We start from the raw sequence: 21832 nt of genomic DNA, 5'->3' as shown, positions 1-21832 counted from the left end.
ATGCCCGGACTGCTGCTTCACTACGGCGCCCTGATGATGTGCGCCCACCCGCCCGGCCTCGTGACCATCCCCGCGCCGGTCCAGCAGCGCGTCCGGGTCGGGGCCAACCCGGTCGCCACCAGCGCCGATGTTTTCCTCGTGGCCGGCTGTGGCTTCCCGGCCACCGTGCCGGGGGCGCCGCCCTGCACAAGCGTCACCTGGCTGCACACCTCCACCCGGGTGCTCGTAGGAGGCCTGCCCGTCCTCCTCCAGCCGACCCCGCCCGTCAGCCTCGCCCCGGCGATCGGCGTGGGTACGCCGCCGCCCAACCCCCCGATGGTGCAGGCCGTGCAGCCAAGAGTCCGGGGGATGTGACCGCGATGGACATCGGCTTCCCCTACCGTGTCGACGCCCGCGGCTGCACGGCGTCGGTCGACCACGTCAGCCATGTCCGGGACATGGTCGAACTGGTTCTCTTCACCAGCCCGGGAGAACGGGTCAACCGGCCCGACTTCGGGTGCAACCTCCTCGACATGGTCTTCGCCGGAAACAGCCCCGAACTCGCCGCGACCCTGGAGATGACCGCCCAGGCTGCCCTGCAACGCTGGCTCGGCGACCTGCTCACGGTGGAGTCCCTCACTGTGACGGCGGAAGAGGCGACTCTGCGGGTGCACGTCGCCTACCTCCTCACGGCCACCGGGGAGAACCACGCCGTCACGGTGAGCGGGGGTGTCCCTTCATGACCGTGCTGGACGGCCCTGACGAGGGCCTGCGTGAGAGAAGACCGGCCGGTATCGAGGATGTGCGGGCGCACGCGGACCGGCGGACACTTACCGTGACATTCTTCGGCGTGCTCCCGCCGGGCGTGGACCGCCACAGTTTCGTGATCGAGGGCGGACGGCGGATCGTCGGCATCCGCGTCCTGCGGGTCACCCGCGACACTGTCGGGGAAACGGACGGCGGCACGGCGACCCGGCTCCGGCTGACCCTGGACCGGCCGGGCGACGACTCCGCCTACCGGCTGCGGGTGCTGGGGCGGGGCTTCCACGGCGGCCACGACCAGGCCCGCTTCACCTTTCACCCCACTGTCCGCCGCCCTTCGCACGACACGACCGCCACCGCACCGGCCCCCGCGAGCGGGCCGCCCGCCCGTACCGCACCGGCGATCGACTACCTGGCCAAGGACTACGCCAGTTTCCGCCGCCTGCTGCTGGAGCGGCTGGCACTCACCCTGCCGCAGTGGACCGAGCGGCACGCGCCCGACCTCTGGGTCACCCTGGTGGAGCTCCTGGCCCACATCGGGGACCGGCTCAGCTATCAGCAGGACGCCGTGGCCACCGAGGCGTACCTGGACACCGCACGGCTGCGTACTTCCGTGCGACGCCACGCACGCCTCGTCGGCTACCCGATGCACGACGGCTGTGCGGCCCGCACCGTCGTCTGCGTGGAGACCGACGCGGAACGGACCGTGCGGACCGGCGACCTGGCGTTCACGGCTCTGCCGGGAGACGAACTCCCGCAGGCGAGCGGCCCGGTGATGTCACGTGAGGCCCTCACTGCGGGCCCACATCCCGTCTACCAGCCGCTGGAGCAAGGCAGGATGCGGCTGCGTCCCGAGCACAACAGCGTACCTCTGTGGGCCTGGGGGCAGGACACGTTCTGGCTGCCCGCCGGCACCACCCGGGCCGCCCTCCTCGACGGGAACGGCGAACATCGCGCACTGCACTTCGCGCCCGGCGACCTGCTCGTCCTGGAGGAGATGGCGGGCCCCTTCGACAGCGCGCCCGACCCCGGCCACCGGCAGGCCGTCCGGCTCACCCGCGCAACTCGGGACTTCGACGCAAACACCGGCACTCCGGTCCTGAAGATCGCCTGGGCCGACGAGGACTCCCTCGCCTTCCCGCTGTGCGTGCGCAACCCACGCGGACCCGACGGGCGGCCGAGCGCGACCGTCGTGGCCCGCGGCAACGCCCTCCTCGTCGAGCACGGCCTGGAGAACACCTGGCTGCCCGGTGGTGACGCCGACGAGATCATCGAGGTGCCAGGGGCGACGACCGGGGCGCACACCGCCACGCCGCCCCGGCCCTTCACGGCGACACTGCGCGGCACCCCCGTCACCTGGTCCCCGCCGCACCCCCGCGCGGCCGACCTGGGCGCAGCACAGGCACGGCAGCTCATGGCCCTCGCGACCCGGGCACGCGACCGCCTGCGCGATCTCCACCAAGGGGTGACCGCGCAGAGTCGGCACGAACGCGACTTCCTCACAGAGCTGTTCAGGGCCTCCCTCCTCGACGACCCCTCCGCCGATCTCCAGGACACCGTCGCCCGACTCCTCGCCCGCTTCGACGAGTTCCTCGAAGCCCGACTGCGCCGCCTCGAGACTCTCGCACGGCGTGCCCGGTCCGGATACGTGCTCGACCCTGCGGACACAGGCTGGGAACTCAGGCACACATGGGGCGACGAAGCCGCGCACGAGCTGGGCAGCGACAACCCCGCCCTGCACGGCCCGGCAAGCAACGCCCTGCGCCCCGACCCTCGCGAGGCTCTGCCCGCGCTGCACCTGGTGGAGGCGGCGGACTCCGGCGTGCAATGGATCCCTCGCCGGGACCTCCTGGAAAGCGGCCCCCGCGACCGCCATATGGTGGGCGAGACCGACGACGAGGGCGTGCTCACCCTCCGCTTCGGCGACGACCGGTGCGGACAGGCTCCACAGCCGGGAACCAGGCTGCACGCCGTCTACCGCGTGGGCAACGGCCGCTCGGGCAACGCGGGCAGCGAGGCCGTCAACCGGATCGCCCACCGCGACGGAGATCTGATCGGCATCACGCGGGTGCGCAACCCGGTACCGGCGACCGGCGGCACCGACCCCGAGCCGGTGGCCGAGGTGCGGCTGGCCGCCCCCCATGCCCCCTTCCGCACGCTCCTGCGCGCCGTTACCGCCGAGGACTACGCCACCCTCGCCGGGAACCAACCCGGCGTGCAGCGCGCCGCCGCCTGCCTGCGCTGGACCGGCAGCTGGTACGAGGCCGACGTGGCCCTCGACCCGGCCGGCACCTCCGTGCCGTCGCCGCGGCTGCTGCAGGAGGTGCGCGCCGCGCTGCACCGCTACCGGCGCATCGGCCACGATGTCGTCACCCACCCCGCCCTGCTGGTGCCGCTCGACGTGGCCCTGAACGTGCTCGTCGACCCGCACTACGTCACCGCCCATGTGCGTGAGGCCCTGATGCGCCGCTTCCTGCCCGCACGCCGGCCCGGCGGCAAGGCGGGGTTCTTCGACCCGGCGGCACTGACCTTCGGCACCCCGGTGCGGTCCAGTGTCCTGGTGGCCCTGTGCATGGGGGTTCCCGGAGTGCGGCACGCCGAGGTCACCCGGCTGCGCAGGTGGCCCGCCTCCGGCCCGGGGGGCGAGGGCCCGGACGTGCCGCCCTCCGGGGAGTTGAGAATGCGCCCGCTGGAGATCCCGCGGCTCGACGGCGACGTCACCCACCCCGAGAACGGATGGCTGACCCTGCGTCTGCGAGGAGGACGATGACCGACTTCTCCTCCGGCCCGCAGGGGCCGGCACCCGTGTGGAACCGGCCCGGTCTGCCCGCGCTGTCCTACCGCGTGGGCAGCCACCGGCAGTTCCTCGACGCGATGCTGGCCCGGCTGCCCGCGGCCGGCGACAAGTCGCCCCCGGCACGGCTGACCACGCGGGAGCCGGACGACCCGTCGATCGCCCTGCTCGACGCCTGGGCCGTCATCGCCGACGTGCTGACCTTCTATCAGGAGCGCACTGCCAACGAGGGATTCCTGCGCACCGCGACCGAGCACGAGTCTCTGGTCCGGCTCGGGCGGCTGGTCGGCCACCGGCCGCGCCCCGCGCTCGCGGCCGCCACCCACCTCGCCTACACCCTGGACGCCGGGACCTCCTGCCTCGTACCGGCCGGCTCGCAGGTCAGGAGCGAGCCCGGACCGGGCGCTGTGCCCCTCGTCTTCGAGACCGCCAAGGATCTCGCCGCCAGGGCGGAATGGAACCGGCTGCCCGTGCGCACCACCCGCCCGACCGCCCTCACGGCCGACGCCGCGACCCGCATCCCCGCCGTCGACGTCGACGGGGTCCAGCACACGCTGCGCCCCGGTGACCGTCTGCTGTTCACCTATCCCGACGCCCGCCTGAACCTCACGCGCGTGGTGGAGGGCGTGGAGCGCGACCCCGCACGAGGGCGGACCACCGTGCGGCTGAGAGTGCCGGCCCCTCCCCGGCAGCTGGTCAACGCGGTGGACGCGCTGCGGGAAGACATGGAGGAAGCCGCGCACCGAGCGCCGTCCGGGGGCCCGTTCGAGGACCTGCTGGCGCTGCTGCGGGAGGTACAGCAGCGCGCCGCGGACCTGCGCGACCCGGACACGTTCGCGGCCCGGCTCGACCGCAGACTGCGCCAACTGCGCGAGCGCCTCTCCGACATCGGCGGGGGCGTGGACGCCGATGCGCTGGCCGAGCGGGCCGCCGTACGGCTCGCGACCGTCCAGGATGCGGTCCGGCGCCTTGGCGAGGAGCCCGAACGGGCGGCGTCGGCCGGTGGGCCCGCGCTGCTGCGGGACCTCACAAGCCCCGGCGGCCGGGTCCTGCACGCGGTCGATCCGCTGGTGCACGCACTCGGCCAGGGCGAACAGCCGGCACGGACACCGCTCTCGGTCACCGACGCCCTGGGCGCCGGATCCGATGCCCTGCCCCGCCTGCTGGCGGGGAACCGGCCCGGCCTCACCGCGTCACTCTATGCGGCGCTGTCCGCCGTCTGCCCCCCGGCCACCGCGCCGGGCCTGGGGCATTTCCGCGTCACCGCCACCCCACTGGGCTCCTCCCTCCCCGACGACACCCGTGTGAAACGGCTGCTGCGTGCGGCGGCACCGTCCCGGCCGGAGGGAGGCGGCCCGCTCGCGAGCGACGTTCTGCTGCTGGACGCGGTGCACGAGGAGATCCAGCCCGGCAGCTGGATCGCGGTGCGGGTGGCGGGCCGCGCGCGAACCCGCGTCGTCCGGGTCACCGAGGCCGGGCAGTTGTCCGTCGCCAACGACCAGGATGCCGTGCGCGTGACGCGGCTGAACCTCGCCGGGCCATGGACCGAGGACTGCGAGGACATGGCCGTCCGGCGGGCCACCACCGTGTGGGCAGCGGGCGCGCCGCTCGTTCTCGCCGCCTCGCCCAACCCCACAGAGGTGGCGGGCGACACGATCCCCCTGGACGGAACGTTCGAGGGACTGGCTCCCGGACGGCTGCTCGTCGTCTCGGGGGAGCGCACGGACGTCGTGCCCTGGGACGGGGCGGGCACCGGTCGCGGCCCGGGTGTCCGGGGCTGCGAACTCGTCGTCCTCGCGGGCGTACGCCATGCCTTCGACGGGACGTCCTTCGACGACCGGGTGCGTACGACGCTGCTGCTGACCGGCCCGCTCACGCACCGCTACCGGCGGGACACGGTCGTCGTCCACGGCAACGTCGTCCCGGCGACCGCGGGCGAGACCGTGGCCGAGGTCCTCGGCAGCGGTGACGCCTCCCGTGCGGGCCAAGTGCTGCCCCTGCGGCAGGCTCCGCTCGTCTGGCTGCCGTCGGCGACCACCGACGGCGGTGAGGAGGCACTCACCGTCCGCGTCGACGACGTGGCGTGGCGGCGGACCGCCGACCTGGGCCGGGCGGGCCCGGCTGCCCAGGTGTTCCGGCTGCGCGCGGGCGCCGGCACAAGGGCGGCGGTGGAGTTCGGTGACGGCCGGCACGGCGCCCGCCTGCCCTCCGGCACGGAGAACGTCACCGCCCGCTACCGCATCGGCGGCGGACGCGCCGGCAACGTCGCGGCCGGGCGGATCAGCCAGGTCGTGAGCAGGCCGCTCGGCGTCAGCGGTGTCACCAACCCGCTGGCCGCGAGTGGCGGAGCCGACGCCGACGGCCCGGCGGAGATGCGCCAGGCGATCCCCCTGCGGCTGGCCGCCTTCGACCGGCTCGTGTCGGTGCGCGACTACCAGTCCTTCGCCCGCGCCTTCGCGGGCGTCGGCAAGGCCGTGGCAAGCCGCTGCCTGGACGGGAACCGCCCGGTCCTGCACGTCACCGTCGCCGCCGCCGACGACGCTCCGCTGGCCCCCTCCTCACCCCTCCTGGCCGCGCTGGGCACGGCACTGCGCCAGTACGGCGACCCCACCATGCCCGTGCGGGTCGAACCCTGCGACCGCGTACGACTGGTGCTTGTGCTCGGCGTCCGAACGGTCCCCGGTCACCTTCCGGAGAAGGTGGAACGGCAGGTGCGCGAGGCGCTGGCCGACCGCCTGGGCTTCTCGGGGGCGCACCTGGGCCAGCCCGTGTACCTGAGCGCCGTCGTCGCCGCCGCGCACGCGGTTCCCGGCGTCGACTTCGTTCATGTGGACGCCTTCGGGGGCGTATCCGAGAGCGCCGACGCGGACGACGTCGTGCGGTTCGCCGAACATCCCTCCGTGGTCTCCTGCGTCCCCGCGCTGCCCGCCGGCCTGCGCACGGTGCGGGCCCCCTCGCTCTCTGGCGGCACAGCGGGGACCCGGCCCCCGGAGCCGGCCACCGCCGTCGATGCCTCGCAGGCCCCGACGGCTCTGCTCGACCGCAGGGTCGCCGAGGGCCCGCGGGAGAGGGCCGCCGCAGCCGCGCCGCGCCTGGTCCTGCGCCCCGCCCAGCTGGTCCTGTTGGACCCGGCCGTGCCCGGGACCCTGATCCTGCGGAGGATTCCATGACCCCCGACGAGCTGTACTCGCTGCTGCCCGCCGTACACCGCAGACGTGACGCGGAACAGGGCGGCCCGCTGCGCGCGCTGCTCACGATCGTCGCCGAGCAGGCAGCCGTCGTCCAGGAGGACATCGAGCGGCTCTATGACAACTGGTTCATCGAAACCTGCGACGACTGGGTGGTGCCCTACATCGGCGACCTCGTCGGGTACGAGATCCTGCCCGGGTTCGCCGCCGCCCTGTCCGACGACACCTCCCGGGCCACCGGGCTGCCCTCCGCCGCCGTTCCCCGGCGGGACGTCGCCGACACCGTCGTCAACCGGCGCCGCAAGGGCACCCTCGCGCTGCTGGAAGACCTCGCGTCGGACGTGGCCGGGTGGCCCGCCCGGGTCGTCGAGTACCGCCGTCTGCTCTGCGTCACCCAGCCCGTACGCCGCTATACCTCCGACGGCCACAACGCGCGCCGCAGGTCGGCGCGCGGCGGACTGGTGGACGTGCGCCGCGCCGGGACCCTGGACCGTCTGGGCGGCCCGTTCGATGAGCTGGCCCGCACCGTGGAGGTACCGCGCGCCGGCTCCACGCGCCGCCCCGGCCGGTACGGCATCCAGTCCGTCGGCCTGCACCTGTGGCGGCTGCGCACGTACTCCGTGACACGAGCCCCCGCATACTGTCTGGACCGCGACCGAGCCTGCTACACCTTCAACGTGCTCGCCATCGACACGCCCCTGTTCACCGCCCCGGTGCCCGAACCGTCGAGCTACCACGTCGCGGACGAGACGAACGTACCGGAACCCATCGGCCGCCGGGCCCTGGCGGAACGGCTCTACGACTACTACGGGCCCGGCAAGAGCCTGTGCGTGTGGACCGGCCCCGACGCCGAGGACTCCGTGGTGCCCCTGGGGCGGATCGTCGTCGCGGACCTCTCCGACTGGCAGTACCGCCCCGATGCCGGTCAGGTCGCCGTCGACCCCGTCCTCGGCCGCCTCGTGCTCCCGCCGGGCACCGCCCCCGCGCACGACGTCCGAGTGACGTACCACCACGCCTTCTCCGGCGACCTCGGCGGCGGCGAGTACCCCCGTCCCGAACCCGCGACGGCCGGCGCGGCGGAGCGTTACCGGGTGGGCCCCGGCGAGGACCACCACAGCATCGCCGACGCGCTCGGGCGCTGGCGCGAGGAGAAGCGGGGGCACCCGGGCAAGGCGGAGGCGGTCGTGGAGATCACCGCCAACGAGGTGTACGAGGATCTGACCGACATCCGCCTCGACCCGGGAGACCGCCTCACCCTGCGCGCCGCGGACGGCGTCCGCCCTGTCATCCGGCTGACCGGCCGGCGCGGCGGTGACGGGCCGCGCGCCCTGACGATCACCGGTACCGCAAGCGGGTGCCGCTCCGAGGTCACGGCTCGGATCGTTCTCGACGGGCTTGTGGTGACGGGCGGCAGCGTACGGGTGCGGGGCGGCTTGGACCGTCTCGTCGTCCGGCACTGCACGTTCGTACCGGGCTGGGAACTCGAGGCCCGGGGCACGCCCCTGGCGCCCGGAGCACCCAGCCTGGACATCTCCGACAGCCCGGTCCGAACCGAGGTCCACCACAGCGTCCTCGGCGCCATCCTGGTGGTCGCGCGCCACGATGCGACGGAGCCCAACCGTGTCGAACTGTGCGACAGCGTGCTGGACGCGACGCTACGCGAGGCGTCGGCGCTCGGCGGCCCGGACGACGGCCACGCAGACGTCCTGCTCACGGCCCGGCGCACCACCGTCATCGGATCCGTACGCGCCCGGGCCGTGGAACTGCTGGAGAACTGCCTGCTGTACGGAGAGGTGAGCATCGACCGGCGCGACCAGGGCTCCGTGCGGTTCTGCTGGCTGCCTCAGGACTCCCCCACCCCGCCCCGGTTCCACTGCGAACCCGACCACTCCGGCGACCGGGCGCGAGTGGTGCCGCACTTCGCATCCACCCGGTACGGCTCCCCCGACTACGTCCGGCTGGCCGACCGCTGCGCCGAGGAGATCCGCCGCGGCGGCGACAACGGCTCGGAACCCGGCGCGCTGCACCACCTCTTCCAGCCGCAGCGGGAGGACAACCTCCGTACCCGGCTGACCGAGTACACACCTGCCGGATGTGACACGGGACTCTTCTTCGTCACCTGAGCCCCCGCGCAGGACTCCCCCGCCCCCACCCCCTCACCGTCGGCCCTCGGCCCAGGCAGGAAGCACACCCATGCACGGCGACTTCTCCCGCGTCATCTTCGATCCCGCTCGGCGTTTCTCCGCCGTGCTGTCCCAGCAGGGCCGGGTCCAGCTCGATGCCGAGATCAACGAGCAGACGGCGATCCTCCTGCACTACGTGCGGACTCTGGCCGCCGACCTCCTGGGGCCCGCCGCGTACCCGCCCGAGGAGGACGGCATCGGCGGATTCGGGGTAGACGGATTCGACGGACAGACGTTCACCGTGACCGCGGGACGCATGTACGTCGACGGCATTCTGTGCGAGTGCGACGGCATCGACTACTGGGAGCAGCCCGACGGCCACCTCGACCCCGAGCGCGAGAGCGACCTGCTGCCCCCCGGGCCCTTCCTGGTGTACCTGCGTGTCTGGGAGCGCCTGGTCACCGCGTGGGAGGCACCCTGGATCCGCGAGGTGGCCCTCGGCCCGGCCGCCCCGGACACGACCGCACGCTCCCGTGTGGTCTGGCAGGTATGCCGGCTCCCGCTGGCCCCCGGTTCGTTCGTGCCCGACATGCGCAATGCCTCACGCTTCCTGCGGGACCGCATCCGCCAGGACTTCGAGCCCCGCTGCCTGCTCGCGGCACAGACCCGGCGCCCCGAGGAGAACGCCTCGCCCAGTGAGCTGCCCCCGTCCTCCGGTTACCGGGGCCCCGAGAACCAGTTGTACCGGGTGGAGGTGCACCGGGGCGGTACCGCGGAGACGGCGACGTTCAAGTGGTCCCGGGAGAACGGCTCCGTGATCCTGCCCGTCCGGGCCGTCTCCGGTGTCTCGGTCGAGCTGGAGACGCTCGGCCGGGACGACAAGCTCGGCGTGGACACGGGCGACGTGGTGGAACTCGTCGACGACGCCACGGTATGCCGCGGGGCGTCGGACCGGCACGACGAGGACTGCAGCCGGCTGTACACCGTCACAGGGATCGACTACGCCGGGTTTCGGGTCGAGCTGGACGGCGACCCCGCAGACGATCCGTACCAGCCGAACGTCGGCCGGGTGGCAGCACATCGTCCGTTCCTGCGCCGCTGGGATCACGACACGAGCGGCCGGGAGGGCGGATACTCGGGGGGTGAATTTGGCCTTCCCGTACGGGAAGGGGAGTGGCTGCGGATCGAGGACGGCGTCGAGATCTGGTTCGAACCGAGCCAGGAATCGCCCCGCGTCTACCGAAGGGGCGACTACTGGCTCATCCCGGCCAGGGTGCTCACGAGCGACATCGAATGGCCCCGCGGCCGCCAGGGACAGCCGCTGCGGCGCCGCCCGCATGGCGTCCCCTACCACTACGCCCCCCTCGCGTTCGTCGACCCGCAGGGTGGCGACGAATTCCAGCTGGTGGATCTCCGAGTGCCCTTTCCCCATCGCCGGTAGGCAGCGCTGCGAGGCGTCAGCGCCCTGCGAACCCGATGACGTACACCATCCACCCGGCGAAGAGCAGGACGGCAACAATGATCACGGCCACGGGCGTGCTCCGGGTCGAGACCTCGGCGCCGGTCGTCAGGTTGTGCAGCCGCTTGACCCGCAACGTGCCGCGTTTGACCTGGCCCTGGGCGCGCACCCAGTCCCCTTCGTTGACGGCGCCCTCGAAGGAGTGGCCGCGCATCTCGACGGGGACCAGCCGTACCGGACGGCCCTCGCGGTTGCGTACCTCCACGCAGAAGTTGCACACGATCGTCGTGGTGGTGTTGCTGGAATTCCCGCTCACCTCGGTGCGCAGTTGCACGTTCCGTGCCGCGCCCTCGACCGTCCCTTTGCCCTGGAGGGTGCCGACGGGGAGTGTGGGACCGTCCGTGTGCCGGGGTGGCTCGTCCTCGAACCGGCGCGGCGGGACCAGTGGACGCTGAGGGATGCGGGGCCGTTGTGGGCTCTGATCGTCGTCCTCGCCGTACGGCGGGATCCAGGCACCGCAGCAAGAACACTGCTGTGCATCGGGCGGCGCTACGGTGCCGCAGTAATTGCACTTCCAGGCGCCGTCCATGGTCTATTCCATCCGGTAGGCGACGTAGTGGACCGAACCCTCGACGGGCGACGGGGCGGGCTTGGCGATGGGACCCGGCCCACGTTCCGACTCCTCGATACGGATCGAGCCCAACACGTCGTCACTGCCCACGTCGTCGTGGTCCCGCAGGGACAGGTTCTGGACGAAGTCGACCGGCGCGGTCACCCCCAGCGGCTGGGTCGGGCCGGATCCGATCGTCCCCTTCGAGCCGTTGCCCGGCCAGAAGCCCTGCAAGGACGTCCCGAGGCTGCTCAAGGGGATCGTGCCCGCGAGCGCGGCCACCGCCTCGCTCGCGGATACGTCGGTAGCGGTCGACGCGTGGACGCAGCAGACGTCGAGCCTGGTCGCTGTCATGCCGCTCATTCCTGTCCTTCTCCCGTGCGCTCAGCCCGGGAGTTCCATGAGCCGGAGCCACGTCTTGTTGCCGACCATGCCGTCCGCCGCCAGGCCGTTGTTGGCCTGGAACCACCGCACGGCCTCGTCGCTGTGCAGGCCGAAGTTGCCGTCGACGACGAGGGGAGGATCCCAGCCGAGGTCGTTCAGGCGCTGCTGAATGTTCTTGACCCCCTCCGCCACGGTGCCCTGCCGGGCGAACGGCTGGTCTGCAGCCTCCCGTTCGGCGCGGCTCGGATGGTCGGTCAGCCACTGCGCCATGTCATCCGGCAGATCCTCGGGGCCATGCGTCTGGCCGGGCCGCCAGCCCTCCACCTGCTGGATCGCGGAAGCGAACGTGGTGAGTTGACCGCCGTCCAGTCCCGCCAGGGTGGTGTCGGTTCCCACGCCCAGGGCGTCGGCGATCCTCTGGGCGTACGCCTGGGGATCGTTGGAGCCGTGGCCGGCCGGGGCGTAGGCCTGCATCACCTGCAGGATCGTCTTGTCCCCGCGTCCCGAAAGGTAGCGGCGAACGGCTTCGAAGCCGACCTCCTCACTGGGGAAGACGGCGAAGATGTCGTTGTGCTTGCCGGGGTAGGCGCCGTAACTCTCGGCCTCTTCCGAGCGCACGATGTTCCCCGGGTTCTGGTTGTTCCAGGAAGGGGTGCCTCCCGTGCGCATCGCTTCCTCGTAGAAGACGTGATCGACACCGAGGATGCTGATGACATCGCCGGGTTCCACGTCGGGTGCGTTGGCCCAAGCCATGGTGGCCTCCGACACTTAAGAGCGTTGGGCAACCGGACTCCAGGAAAAAGGCGATTCGGCCGCCAGTCCTTGACTATGAGAGGGCGTTCCGCCGTCGGAACCGAATCGTCATCCTCTGCTTCCAGGACCATCATGACGCCGATCCTGTTCGTACGCCACACGAGTGAGCTGCGCCGCGGCGCAGCTCACTCGTGTGGCGTACGAATGAGCTGCGCCGCGGCGCAGCTCAGGCAGGGCTCGCATGCGCTCCGATCAGCGACCGCCGAATTCGTTTCACATTCCACAACCGCGGCTTCCCGCAAAGTGATTGCCATCACCATCGACCGCGAATGCCGTGAGACTGGAACAGGAGTTGAAATGAGAGCGGTACGGCGACACGCAAATAAGGAGCAAGACAGGTGTCTGCATTCACAATTGACATGTCGAACCCGTTCCCGAGCGAATTCGCGAGTGGCCTGGGCGGCCCCGGCGTGGGAGGCCACCAGTCTCCTGACTGGTACATCCAGTACGGCATGGACCTCGGCGCCAGCGCGGGCTCGACGGTCCTCGCCGCCTTCGACGCCCACATCACCAAGTACAGTCCGCACGACCCCTCGGCCGACACCAACAAGGTCTACGGAGCCCAGTTGTTCATGCGCGCCCCCAACGACATGATGGGCGGCTTCTACACCCACATCACGAATGTCCCGGAAGGGCTGACCGTCGGTTCGCAGGTCTCCCGCGGGGATGTGCTCGGTGAGGTGTACGAGTTCGCCCCCACAGCGACGCATCTGCATCTTGCGCTGGTCGAGATCATCGGCGGCGCACCCGGCGGCCAGTACCAAGGCGTGGACCTGTACCAGCTGTTCCTGGACACGGCGAACTCGGACACGGTAACCCCGGTCACCTTCAACCAGGACGGTTCGCCTCCCACCTCCGGGAGTTGACGGCCCTTGCCCGAGAATCCGGCAGTGGCCGTTCCCTTCGCGAGGGGACTTGTGCTGGCCCGCCGCTGACCAGGTCCCGCGCGGTGCACCCCGGGGGTGTCCCACACAGTGTTCTCATGAGCGGCGGTGCGGGCGTTCGTCCCAGCGGTGGGTTGTCCATGCCTGGCGGATCAGGCTGCGTACGGTGATGACGGTGTCGGCGAGATCGAAGAACGCGTTGATCACGGTGGTCCGGCGCTCGTACCAGCGGACGAGGCGCTGGAAGGCGTTCTGCATATCGAGTCGTGATCGTTCTAGGGATCGGCCCTTACGGGAGGGTTTATCCGGAAGATCATCTTGGATGACTCGCGCGCAACTGACGGACGTGGAGTGGGAGTTCATTGGGCCGTATCTACCGATCGGGAGATACGGCCCGTACCCCGAGCGGCTGCGGCAGCAGTTCGAGGGCGTGATCTGGCGGTTCAGGACCGGTGGGCAGTGGCGGGGGGTGCCGCGGGAGTTCGGTGCCTGGTCGACCGTCCATAACCGCTTCCGGCAATGGCGTGACGCCGGTGTCTTCGAGGCCCTGCTGGAGGGCCTGATCGCGGAGGCTGCGAAGCGGGGGAGGTGGACCTGTCCCTCGTGGACTCCACGACCGCGCGCTCACCACGACGCCGCCGGCCCCGACGATCCGCCCGTCCTCATCGCCCGGCTGACCGAGGCGCTTGGAGACCCGTTGCCGCGTTGCAGGCCGTTAGCCTGTCGGTATGTCAGAGCGTGTCATGCCCGGTCGCACGGACGGCCTGATCACCCTGGTTGCCGCGGACGCTCTGTGGGCCGATTTGACGGCCGACAGTGCTGTGCCGACGGCTTCTGGGGCATTCACCTGCTCTCCTGCCCATGCCCGGGTGGGGTACGTCCTGCTCGGCGGCCATGCGGTGGCGACGGTGAGAGCGAGCGGCGGTCAGTTGAGTGTTCCGGAGGCTGAGGTGCGCCGGGCGGCCGCGGAACTGAACGCGGTGGGGATGGACCGGCAAGACCTCGTCCGCATCGGCCCGTTTCGTGGGGCGCCGAGGCAGGAGTGCAACGAGGAAACGCCGCTGCGTTGGCGCCAGCGCATCACGGGGGAACTGCAGGAGCCGGGCGGCCCCGAGCGGGCAGCACGACGTGAAGACGCCCGGCCGTACCATCTGGCGGGGATCGACTGGCGACAGATACTCGTGGAGCAGACCCGCGACGGGACGCAGCGCACGTGGTGGCTGCCGCGCGCTGTGGTCAGGCTGCTGGATGCGGCCGAGCACACCGAAACGCAGTGGGTGCAAGCCGCGCGGACCCACCAGGCAAGCGCAGCCGTCACCGAGCCGCCCTTCCACCCCCGCCAGGCCCGAGCCGCCGACGGTCGGCAGACGACGAGCCCCAAGGGCCCCACCGCCTCACTGCGCCCGTACAACAAAGAGCTGGAAGGCCAGCTGTACTCGGTGCTCAGCAGGAAGCCCGGTACCTCCCGCAGGGTGGCCGGGTGGGCGTGCGCCGTCTGCCGCACCGCGCCCGCCACAGTCCTCGACCACTGCCACGAACACGGCTACGTCCGCGCCCCCCTCTGCCAGTCCTGCAACACACTAGAACGCCCCGACCACCTGTACAGCAACGACATCCGCGTGGCGAACCGCTACACACGCCTCTTCCACACCGACACCGACGACTGGCTCCGCCACTGGCACCGCTGCCCCGGCTGCCGCGCACGCACCACCCTGCCCCTGCCGCACCTCGCCGCATGGACCGCCCGCATAGCCTGCCAATCGCTGCGTCCGACCCACCGCGCCCCCCGCGGGCGCACGCCCTGCGGTGTCCTGCGCGTGTCCTGGGCGGGCAGTCAGAACGCGCCCCGTTCCTGCCTGCTCACTGTCGCCGTCGACTTCTGCCCCTCCGGCGAGCACCGTGTCCTGGCGCGAGTCCCCTACCGCGAAGCCGCCGAGCGGTTTCGTGTCTGGTTGGCCGAGACGGCCCCTGCCGTGGCCGCCGCGGCCGGTCCTGACCGCTTGGACGGCCTCCCTGCCCAGTTCCGGCCAGTCATCGCGGACACCAGCGGCGAGGGCCTGGCACTGTTCTGAGCGAGAACCGGGAGACCTGACACCCCAACGTCACCTCGCAGTTGCTGGCCCCCGACACGCTCACCCCGCACGCCCCAGCGAAATGCGCAGCAGAGTTGCCGCACTACGCAAAGCCGCCCGCCAGCTCGGGTGTAAGGCCAACACCATCGGGATGATCGGGCCTCCTCCGGCCCCTACGGCCGTTCCACCTGGTCAACGCCGAGTGGGGTTACCTGGTGGAGGCTGAGGACTTCTGGTTGGAGTACGTCAATGCCCGGGGTGAGTCCCGCGGTGGGCCGCTCGAAGTGATGTGGCGGGCCCGGTTCGAGGTGGCCGGGCAGGTGCGTGCGTTCCCGTCGTACCGGGGGCAGCGCAATTTCCCCGGCTGGTACTGGGCTGCGACCAGCGCCGAATTGGTGGGTTACGAGTCGTGGGTGGAGCTCAGCCATCTGATGCGGCTGGATGCCGACCCGGAGGCACAGCGACCGGAGACCGAACGCAGAGTCGCGCACCTCACCGGCTTCACCCAGATCGAGTTCGAGCAAGCCTTCCACCTGGACCACCGGCCCCGATCAATCACGCTCCGGTGGCCCCGCAACGGCCTTGTGGGTTTGGTGGAAGCCGTCGCAGATCTGACTCACGACGGTGAACCCGAAGACGCCTCATCTTGACTGACCATCACGAAGCATCCGCGTCGTGGTCGATGAGGGACATCTCTGATGCCAGAGCGCGGGCAGTGAGCCTTTTGACCTCCGGTCGCTGCCCCGCGTGCCGGGCGAAGCTGTGGCGGAAAGTGAGAAAAGCCACACCCCGACATGGTCCCCCACGTCCGCTAAAGTCGAGTTGGACCCGCCCTGAACTGGGATTTTGCGTCGCCCACAGAGATGTGATCGCCGCGGGTCAAGCTTTGTTGGAGGTTCGCATGACCGATCTGGCATTTCGCTCCGCAGGCCAGCTCGCTGCCGCCGTCGCGGCAAAGGAGGTATCGAGCGTCGAGTTGCTCGACCACTACCTCGCCCGGGTGGAGCAACTCGATCCGAAGGTGAACGCCATTGTCGCCCGGGACGAGGAGGGTGCGAGGGCCGCAGCGCTGGAGGCCGACCGTACGGTCTCGCGCGGCGAACCGCTCGGCCGCCTGCACGGCGTCCCTGTGACGATCAAGGACAGTCTCGAAGTTGCGGGCATGCGGACCACCGGGGGTTCGGCTCGCTGGGGGGAGCATGTCTCGACGAGCGACGCCGAGTCGGTCGCGCGCCTCAAGAACGCGGGAGCGATCGTGTTCGGCAAGTCCAACATGCCGCCGGACGCCCGGGACTGGCAGACCTACAACGAGGTCTACGGGACCACGAACAATCCGTGGGACCCGACTCGCGGACCTGGCGGTTCGTCCGGCGGGTCCGCCGCGGCACTCGCCGCTGGGCTGACCGGCCTGGAGCTCGGCGGCGACTCGGCGGGCTCGATTCGGGTGCCTGCCCACTTCTGCGGCGTCTACGGGCTGCGCACGTCGTTCGGAATCGTGCCGAGGTACGGAAGCGTCTCGGGACATGCTCCTGGGACGCTGGCGGATTTCGATATGGCGGTACTCGGCCCGCTCGGCAGGCACGCCGACGACCTCGACCTGGGTCTCGACATCCTCGCAGGAGCGGACCACGACCGCGCCCCGGCTTGGCGGCTGGAGCTGCCCGCCGCCAGGTCGAGCACTCTGCGGGAATTCCGGGTCGCGGCATGGCTCGAAGACCCGTTCTGCCCCGTCGACAGCGAGTTGGTCGCGATCATGCAGGCGACGCTGGAGGCGGTGCGGACCGAGGGCGCCGTTGTGGTCGAGGGCAAGGGACCGGTCGGGCTCGAAGAAACGATGGCCCTCTATGAGCCGTTGCTGATGGCGCAGAGCGGGCTGGTCGAGTCGGACGAATCGTATGCCGGGCTCGTGGACTTCGCCGCCGCTGAAGGGGCCGCGGGCGGGTTCGCTTCGGACCTGACGGTCAGCTTCCGTGAGTGGCACGCGCTCGACGAACGTCGGCAGCACTCCCGGCGCCGCTGGTCCGAGTTCTTCCGCGACGTCGACGTGCTCCTCTGCCCGGTGACCCCCACGGCCGCCTTCCCCCACGACCAGCAGCCCGATCCCACCTGGTCGGTCCGGACACTGCAGGTCGACGGCGCCGACCGGCCGTATCGCGACATGCTCACGTGGATGGCGCCGTCGGCGGTCAACCATCTGCCCGCGGCGGTGGCACCTGTCGGGACGACCCGGGACGGGCTTCCTGTCGGCATCCAGGTGATCGCGCCCTACCTGCACGACCGCACCGCGGTCCAGTTCGTGCGGTGCCTTGCGGAGGTGATCGGCGGATTCCGCCGCCCGCCGGGCTTCTGAGCGCCGCCACCGGGCTTTGCCGGCCCGCGGCGTAGCGGCGGCGAACTGGACACCGTGTTCTCGTCGTACGCGGAACGCTTCCCGGCCCGACCCGGCCCGGCCTGTGCCTGCCCGCAGGCACAGGCCGGGCCGGTCGTGGTCGACCCGCCGCGGATCGCGAGGCACTGAGAAGGCCCGCACGGCTCGCTCACCGCGTCCCCGAAGCCGCTGGGCCCGATCACGGGTACCTTCACGCGGTGGTATCTCTTGTCGCCGGGACCGGAGATACCACCACGGTCGGTTTCAGGGCAGGAATTCGTAGAACGGGCCGTCAGGCGCGAAGTTGCGAGAACACAACGTCACGTCCCTGCCCTTGAGATAAACCAGAAAACACTCACCGAACGCATCGGTGCGACGTTCGTGTCCGCGGGCATCGCCGTCACCGACACCGCCCTGTTCTCCGGGGTCCGCAGGGCGCAACTCGCTGCACGCGCGAGCTTGGTGGAATGCGGGGCCTTCCCGGCACGCCTCGGCACACGCGAACCCTTCCGCGAGCTGATCGCGGGGGTAGAAACAGCACTCGACCTCCACGCGCACCGGGCCGGGACGCTCCCCCGCCACGCGTCCTATCTCCACCAGCGGACCGCAGGAAGAATCGGGAGCCTGACCCGACTCATCCGGCAAGCAGCAATCACCGCGATCCTTGACGGCACCGAACGGATCACCAAGCAAAGTCTTGATGCCGTCCGTCTGGACCACCTCGCCGAAACCCACCACCGGCCCACCACAGGCCGGCCCCGCACACCCCGCCGGTAACCTCTCCCTCTGCCCCCGGCCCCCGCCATGAGCAGCGCAGAAAGGCCGTGAACAGGGAAAACACCACTCGGCTCTTTACACGTCGACGCTACCTGGGGAAGACCCTGGTGTTCTCACCGAAGAAGAGACAACCCCAGACCAGCAGGCCTACGCCCCCGCGAACCCGCGCTCACACGGTCTCAACCAATCCCGGATATCTCAGCACACACCGCACCCCGTACCTCAACTACACCCCCACGAAACGACAGCAGCTCCTGGCCGGCGTTGGCATCAGCGTGGGCAAGTACCTCTAGTTTCAGCGAGGGCGCTCCTGCTCGCTGTGATAGGCACGGGCCAGTAGCCCAGCGAACGCAGCGGCCCGCTCGACGCCGTATCGACCACCTCGGATCTGGTGAAGCAACGCCTGGCCTACCTGCTCGGGAGTGAATCTGTTTCTCGCCGGGTCCTGAACGATCTCTTCAATGGACGGTGGTGCGTGCCGGTGAGCACGCTCGCTCACGGCCCCGGGCGCAGTTCCGGCGAGGACAGGCCTCTGGTCGGTTCATGCGGCAGCCTGCAGCGGGAGTTTCGACGCAGAACTCGTCACCTTCCGCGACGAACGCGGCCGTGAGCTTCTCGACCTACCGACGCACCGCGCCCACACCCGGACACCCCCGCAGCCGTCCGCTTCCTACCGGCGTTCGACAACGCGGTACTCGGCTACAGGACCGCAGCCGCATCATCGACCACGCCCACCTCGGCATGCCCGTCGCCGGCCTACGCGCCGTCCTCGTCGCCGGACGCGTCGCCGCCATATGGACCGTGCACCACGAACAGCTCTTCGAGTGTCGGCTGTGCGTCGCGGGCGGCGGTTCCTGCCACACGGTCAACGGCGCTCACCAATCCCGAGGCTGTGATTGCGTGCGACTGCGCCGTCGCGCTTGAGAGTGCGGATGATCGGCGCGGTCTCGACCGTGTCGACGCCCAGGAGACTACCGATGCGGTCGGAGAGGTACACGTAGAGGGACTCGTCGTCGGAGCAGAGGACATTGGCCAGGAGGTTGGTCCGCCCCGTAGTGGCGGCGGCGTAGGCCACTTCAGGGTGGCCTGCCAGCGCGGCGCCGGCGGCAGCAAGCTGCGAGGGCTGCACCGACATCCAGATGACGGTGCCGGACGGGTCACCCAGCAGACGCTCGTCCACGTCCAGGACGAAGAAGAGTGCTCCGGCCGTGCGCAGGTGCGCAATGCGGCGGCGCACCGTCGACTCGTGGCAGCGGGCCTCGACGGCCAGCGCGGCGTGCGACGCGCGGCCGTCGCGGTTCAGCGCGGAGAGCAGGACGTGGTCGAGATCCGTGAGTTGCACCGGCGCTGCCTGGGAGCGAGGGGTTGGGTACGAGGGCGCGAGGGCATCCATCTGTTCCCGGCTCAACGCGGCAGTGGGACCGTCCCAGGTGGTCGGGCCGCCCTTGAAGAGCCGCAGCATGCGGTGGGCGGTGATCGAGGTGACCCGGCGGCTCGAAGGGAGCCTGTCTATCAGCAGCGCGTCCCGGTCGCTGTCACTGTGCACTGCGAGATGGCAGATGATCTCGGTTCCGCCGGAGGCGAGTTGGACCCATCGCGTGTCCTCGCGCTCGGCCAGTGCCTGGGCCAGACCGAGCGAGGCGCTGGGAACGCACTGCAGCCGCAGTGCCCACACGGTCTGACCGACGGGCCGGGGATTGAGCCGGCCGACGACCCGGAGCCCGGCCGTCTCGCGCAGCCGGGCGTAGCGGCGGGCGGCCATCTGATCGGAGACGCCCAGCACTGAGGCAAGCCGGCGCAATGGTGCGCGCCCATCAATCTGTAGTGCATGAATGAGCTGGAGATCGATGCATTCCACGCATCCCGACTCTATCTCGCGCAGTATCCGGCATAGGCGTCCGGACTCGTTGCACCCCCTCCCGGCCGGTCCAAATCCTGACGACGCAGGCCCGTGCGGTGGCTGGCCCCGTGAAGCCGCCCCTGATGGCGACTGCTGCAGGCGCAGCCACCGCCATCAGGAAAGAGAAGAAGAGGAGGACGGGAGGCACGGACGTACTGCCCGGCTCCCCGACGACACATGAACGCATTCCGTGACCTTCGGCACTACATCGACCACATGACGGAGACGCTCGGGAAGGACGAGATCCTCCAGATCGACGGCGCGGACCGGGACCTGGACATCGGCGGTATCACCGAACTGATGGCGGAGAAGGAAGGCCCCGCCCTGATGTTCGACAATATCCCCGGCTACCCGGCGGGGCACCGTGTGTTCACCAACTTCATGGGAACCGCCGCCCGGACCGCAGTCGCTCTCGGACTGCCGCGCGACACCTCGAAGCTCGACATCGTGCGGGCCTGGAAGGACCTGAGCAGGCAGCTCGAACCGGTCCCGCCGGTGGAGGTCGCCACGGGTCCGGTCCTGGAGAACGTCCTGGTAGGCAACGACGTGGATCTCGGCATTTTCCCCACTCCGCAGTGGCACGACGGAGACGGCGGCCGCTACATCGGCACTGCCTGCATGGTCATCACCCGCGACCCCGACAGCGGCTGGGTCAACGTCGGCACCTACCGGGCCTGCGTCCAGGGCCCGGACCGGCTCTCGCTGTGGATGCTCGGCAACCGGCACGCCAGGGCGATCGCCGAGAAGTATTGGGAGCGCGGCCGGACCTGCCCGATCGCGGTGGTGGTGGGCCAGGACCCGATCCTGTCGACCGCCGCGGCGATCGCCGCACCGTCCGGGATGTCGGAGTACGACCTCGCCGGCGGACTCCGCGGGCAGGGCGTCGAGGTCCTGTACGCACCAGGCAGCGACCTTCCGGTCCCGGCGCACGCGGAGATCGTGATCGAGGGCGAACTGCCGCCTGCCGAGGAGGAGTCCGTGCTGGAGGGGCCCTTCGGGGAGTGGACCGGCTACTACACGCACTCGGGCCAGGAGACCGTGGTCCGGGTCAACCGGATCATGCACCGGAACGACCCGATCATCCTGGGCGCACCGCCGATGCTCCCGACCGTCCCGGCCGGTGACCAGGCCGTCCCTCTGTACTCGGCATCAGTGACGTGGGATCACCTGGAGGCCTCCGGCGTCCAGAACATCAAGGGCGTGTGGGCGTATGCCCGCCAGCTCATGATGGTCGTCTCCATCGAGCAGACCGGCGCGGGCGACGCCATGCACGCGCTGCTCGCGGCGGCCGGGCGCAAGCGCACCGGCGGCATGGAGCGGTACTTCGTCGTGGTCGACGAGGACATCGACATCACCGACGTCAACCACGTCCTGTGGGCGATGTTCACCCGCGTCGACCCGGCCGAGTCCATCCAGGTGCTGCGCGCGCCCACCACCGCCATCGACCCGCGGTTGTCGCCCGGCAAGCGCGCCGCTGGCGATCTGTCGATGGGCATCGTGCTGATCGACGCATGCAAGCCGTTCGCATGGAAGGACCAGTACCCGGCAGCCAACCGCGTCGACGAGGCGACCCGCGACGAGCTGCGCAAGCGCTGGGCAGGGCTCCTGTCGATGTAGCCCGGCACCGCGGGGGAGGGGGCAGCGCGCTGCCCCCTCCCCCGCAAGTCCGCCCCCTCCCCCGCCGGTCCGTCCTCTGCCCCCATCCCCGCCGCAACTGGA

General features: G+C 70.7%; 16 protein-coding genes and 3 pseudogenes. 13 read left to right on the top strand and 6 right to left on the bottom strand.

From position 1 onward, the window contains the following. The 6 genes from IEZ15_RS32145 to IEZ15_RS32120 all read left to right on the top strand — a co-directional run bounded on the left by IEZ15_RS32145 (window position 1) and on the right by IEZ15_RS32120 (window position 10287). Entirely contained in the window at window positions 1-354 is a 354-nt protein-coding gene (locus IEZ15_RS32145) for a hypothetical protein (protein WP_114242380.1), read from the top strand. Window positions 355-359: 5 nt separating this feature from the next. Continuing rightward, a complete protein-coding gene (locus tag IEZ15_RS32140; protein WP_114248745.1) occupies window positions 360-722 on the top strand; it encodes a GPW/gp25 family protein in 363 nt (120 codons plus the stop codon). After that, window positions 719-3511: a putative baseplate assembly protein gene (locus IEZ15_RS32135; RefSeq protein ID WP_189280500.1), complete on the top strand. Its 2793-nt coding sequence runs from the start codon at window positions 719-721 to the stop codon at window positions 3509-3511. The genes IEZ15_RS32140 and IEZ15_RS32135 overlap by 4 nt, the downstream gene beginning before the upstream one ends. Next, the gene (locus tag IEZ15_RS32130; protein WP_189280499.1) at window positions 3508-6705 is read left to right on the top strand and encodes a putative baseplate assembly protein; all 3198 of its coding nucleotides are present in this window, start codon (window positions 3508-3510) and stop codon (window positions 6703-6705) included. Before IEZ15_RS32135 ends, IEZ15_RS32130 begins: the two co-directional genes overlap by 4 nt. After that, window positions 6702-8846, top strand: a complete 2145-nt coding sequence (locus IEZ15_RS32125) for a hypothetical protein (RefSeq protein ID WP_189280498.1) — start codon at window positions 6702-6704, stop codon at window positions 8844-8846. Before IEZ15_RS32130 ends, IEZ15_RS32125 begins: the two co-directional genes overlap by 4 nt. Before the next feature lie 70 nt (window positions 8847-8916). Beyond that, window positions 8917-10287: a DUF6519 domain-containing protein gene (locus IEZ15_RS32120; protein WP_189280497.1), complete on the top strand. Its 1371-nt coding sequence runs from the start codon at window positions 8917-8919 to the stop codon at window positions 10285-10287. 16 nt (window positions 10288-10303) lie between these two features. On the opposite strand, the gene IEZ15_RS32115 is transcribed toward IEZ15_RS32120, so the two are convergent. The 3 genes from IEZ15_RS32115 to IEZ15_RS32105 are packed head-to-tail and all read right to left on the bottom strand — an operon-like array spanning window position 10304 to window position 12052. Beyond that, window positions 10304-10894, bottom strand: a complete 591-nt coding sequence (locus IEZ15_RS32115; protein ID WP_114242385.1) for a hypothetical protein — start codon at window positions 10892-10894, stop codon at window positions 10304-10306. Window positions 10895-10897: 3 nt separating this feature from the next. After that, window positions 10898-11269: a hypothetical protein gene (locus tag IEZ15_RS32110; RefSeq protein ID WP_189280496.1), complete on the bottom strand. Its 372-nt coding sequence runs from the start codon at window positions 11267-11269 to the stop codon at window positions 10898-10900. A 30-nt stretch (window positions 11270-11299) separates the two neighbouring features. Continuing rightward, window positions 11300-12052: a peptidoglycan-binding protein gene (locus IEZ15_RS32105; RefSeq protein WP_189280495.1), complete on the bottom strand. Its 753-nt coding sequence runs from the start codon at window positions 12050-12052 to the stop codon at window positions 11300-11302. A 398-nt stretch (window positions 12053-12450) separates the two neighbouring features. Here IEZ15_RS32105 and IEZ15_RS32100 point away from each other — a divergent pair, with 398 nt between their 5' ends. Beyond that, a complete protein-coding gene (locus IEZ15_RS32100) occupies window positions 12451-12978 on the top strand; it encodes a peptidoglycan DD-metalloendopeptidase family protein (protein ID WP_189280494.1) in 528 nt (175 codons plus the stop codon). A 114-nt stretch (window positions 12979-13092) separates the two neighbouring features. Here the strand turns inward: IEZ15_RS32100 and IEZ15_RS32095 are convergent. Beyond that, window positions 13093-13251: pseudogene (locus tag IEZ15_RS32095) on the bottom strand (IS5/IS1182 family transposase); the annotation flags it as partial. A gap of 67 nt (window positions 13252-13318) precedes the next feature. Between IEZ15_RS32095 and IEZ15_RS32090 the strand changes: the two are divergent. The 4 genes and pseudogenes from IEZ15_RS32090 to IEZ15_RS32075 all read left to right on the top strand — a co-directional run. After that, window positions 13319-13681: pseudogene (locus IEZ15_RS32090) on the top strand (transposase); the annotation flags it as partial. A 43-nt stretch (window positions 13682-13724) separates the two neighbouring features. Then, window positions 13725-15068 carry an endonuclease domain-containing protein gene (locus tag IEZ15_RS32085; protein ID WP_189280493.1) on the top strand — a complete coding sequence of 448 codons (1344 nt, stop codon included), beginning with the start codon at window positions 13725-13727 and terminating at the stop codon, window positions 15066-15068. 215 nt (window positions 15069-15283) lie between these two features. Beyond that, window positions 15284-15718 carry a hypothetical protein gene (locus IEZ15_RS45320; protein WP_229846236.1) on the top strand — a complete coding sequence of 145 codons (435 nt, stop codon included), beginning with the start codon at window positions 15284-15286 and terminating at the stop codon, window positions 15716-15718. A gap of 251 nt (window positions 15719-15969) precedes the next feature. Beyond that, on the top strand, window positions 15970-17418 hold the full coding sequence (locus IEZ15_RS32075) for an amidase (protein WP_189280492.1): 1449 nt from the start codon (window positions 15970-15972) through the stop codon (window positions 17416-17418). Between the two features lie 282 nt (window positions 17419-17700). Here IEZ15_RS32075 and IEZ15_RS45315 read toward each other — a convergent pair whose 3' ends face one another. Next, window positions 17701-18171, bottom strand: coding sequence for a hypothetical protein (locus IEZ15_RS45315; protein ID WP_229846235.1), 471 nt, complete (start codon window positions 18169-18171; stop codon window positions 17701-17703). A gap of 617 nt (window positions 18172-18788) precedes the next feature. Between IEZ15_RS45315 and IEZ15_RS32065 the strand changes: the two are divergent. Next, window positions 18789-19017: pseudogene (locus tag IEZ15_RS32065) on the top strand (DNA glycosylase AlkZ-like family protein); the annotation flags it as partial. Window positions 19018-19078: 61 nt separating this feature from the next. Here IEZ15_RS32065 and IEZ15_RS32060 read toward each other — a convergent pair. Further along, the gene (locus tag IEZ15_RS32060; RefSeq protein WP_229846234.1) at window positions 19079-20071 is read right to left on the bottom strand and encodes an Lrp/AsnC family transcriptional regulator; all 993 of its coding nucleotides are present in this window, start codon (window positions 20069-20071) and stop codon (window positions 19079-19081) included. Window positions 20072-20290: 219 nt separating this feature from the next. Between IEZ15_RS32060 and IEZ15_RS32055 the strand changes: the two genes are divergently transcribed. Then, on the top strand, window positions 20291-21730 hold the full coding sequence (locus IEZ15_RS32055; RefSeq protein ID WP_189280491.1) for a UbiD family decarboxylase: 1440 nt from the start codon (window positions 20291-20293) through the stop codon (window positions 21728-21730). The last annotated feature ends 102 nt before the right edge of the window (window positions 21731-21832 follow it).

It is taken from the genome of Streptomyces atratus, assembly GCF_014648655.1.
Taxonomy (GTDB): Bacteria; Actinomycetota; Actinomycetes; order Streptomycetales; family Streptomycetaceae; genus Streptomyces; species Streptomyces atratus.
The sequence above is the reverse complement of the archived record's forward strand: the minus strand, read 5'-3'. Positions and strand labels throughout refer to the sequence as shown.

Bases quoted from the DNA above. Each gene is read 5' to 3' on its own strand.
- IEZ15_RS32120 (WP_189280497.1), top strand. From the start codon at position 8,917: ATGCACGGCGACTTCTCCCGCGTCATCTTCGATCCCGCTCGGCGTTTC.
- IEZ15_RS32075 (WP_189280492.1), top strand. From the start codon at position 15,970: ATGACCGATCTGGCATTTCGCTCCGCAGGCCAGCTCGCTGCCGCCGTC.
- IEZ15_RS32110 (WP_189280496.1), bottom strand. From the start codon at position 11,269: ATGACAGCGACCAGGCTCGACGTCTGCTGCGTCCACGCGTCGACCGCT.
- IEZ15_RS32055 (WP_189280491.1), top strand. From the start codon at position 20,291: ATGAACGCATTCCGTGACCTTCGGCACTACATCGACCACATGACGGAG.
- IEZ15_RS32130 (WP_189280499.1), top strand. From the start codon at position 3,508: ATGACCGACTTCTCCTCCGGCCCGCAGGGGCCGGCACCCGTGTGGAAC.
- IEZ15_RS32140 (WP_114248745.1), top strand. From the start codon at position 360: ATGGACATCGGCTTCCCCTACCGTGTCGACGCCCGCGGCTGCACGGCG.
- IEZ15_RS32125 (WP_189280498.1), top strand. From the start codon at position 6,702: ATGACCCCCGACGAGCTGTACTCGCTGCTGCCCGCCGTACACCGCAGA.
- IEZ15_RS32115 (WP_114242385.1), bottom strand. From the start codon at position 10,894: ATGGACGGCGCCTGGAAGTGCAATTACTGCGGCACCGTAGCGCCGCCC.
- IEZ15_RS32085 (WP_189280493.1), top strand. From the start codon at position 13,725: ATGTCAGAGCGTGTCATGCCCGGTCGCACGGACGGCCTGATCACCCTG.
- IEZ15_RS32105 (WP_189280495.1), bottom strand. From the start codon at position 12,052: ATGGCTTGGGCCAACGCACCCGACGTGGAACCCGGCGATGTCATCAGC.
- IEZ15_RS32135 (WP_189280500.1), top strand. From the start codon at position 719: ATGACCGTGCTGGACGGCCCTGACGAGGGCCTGCGTGAGAGAAGACCG.
- IEZ15_RS32145 (WP_114242380.1), top strand. From the start codon at position 1: ATGCCCGGACTGCTGCTTCACTACGGCGCCCTGATGATGTGCGCCCAC.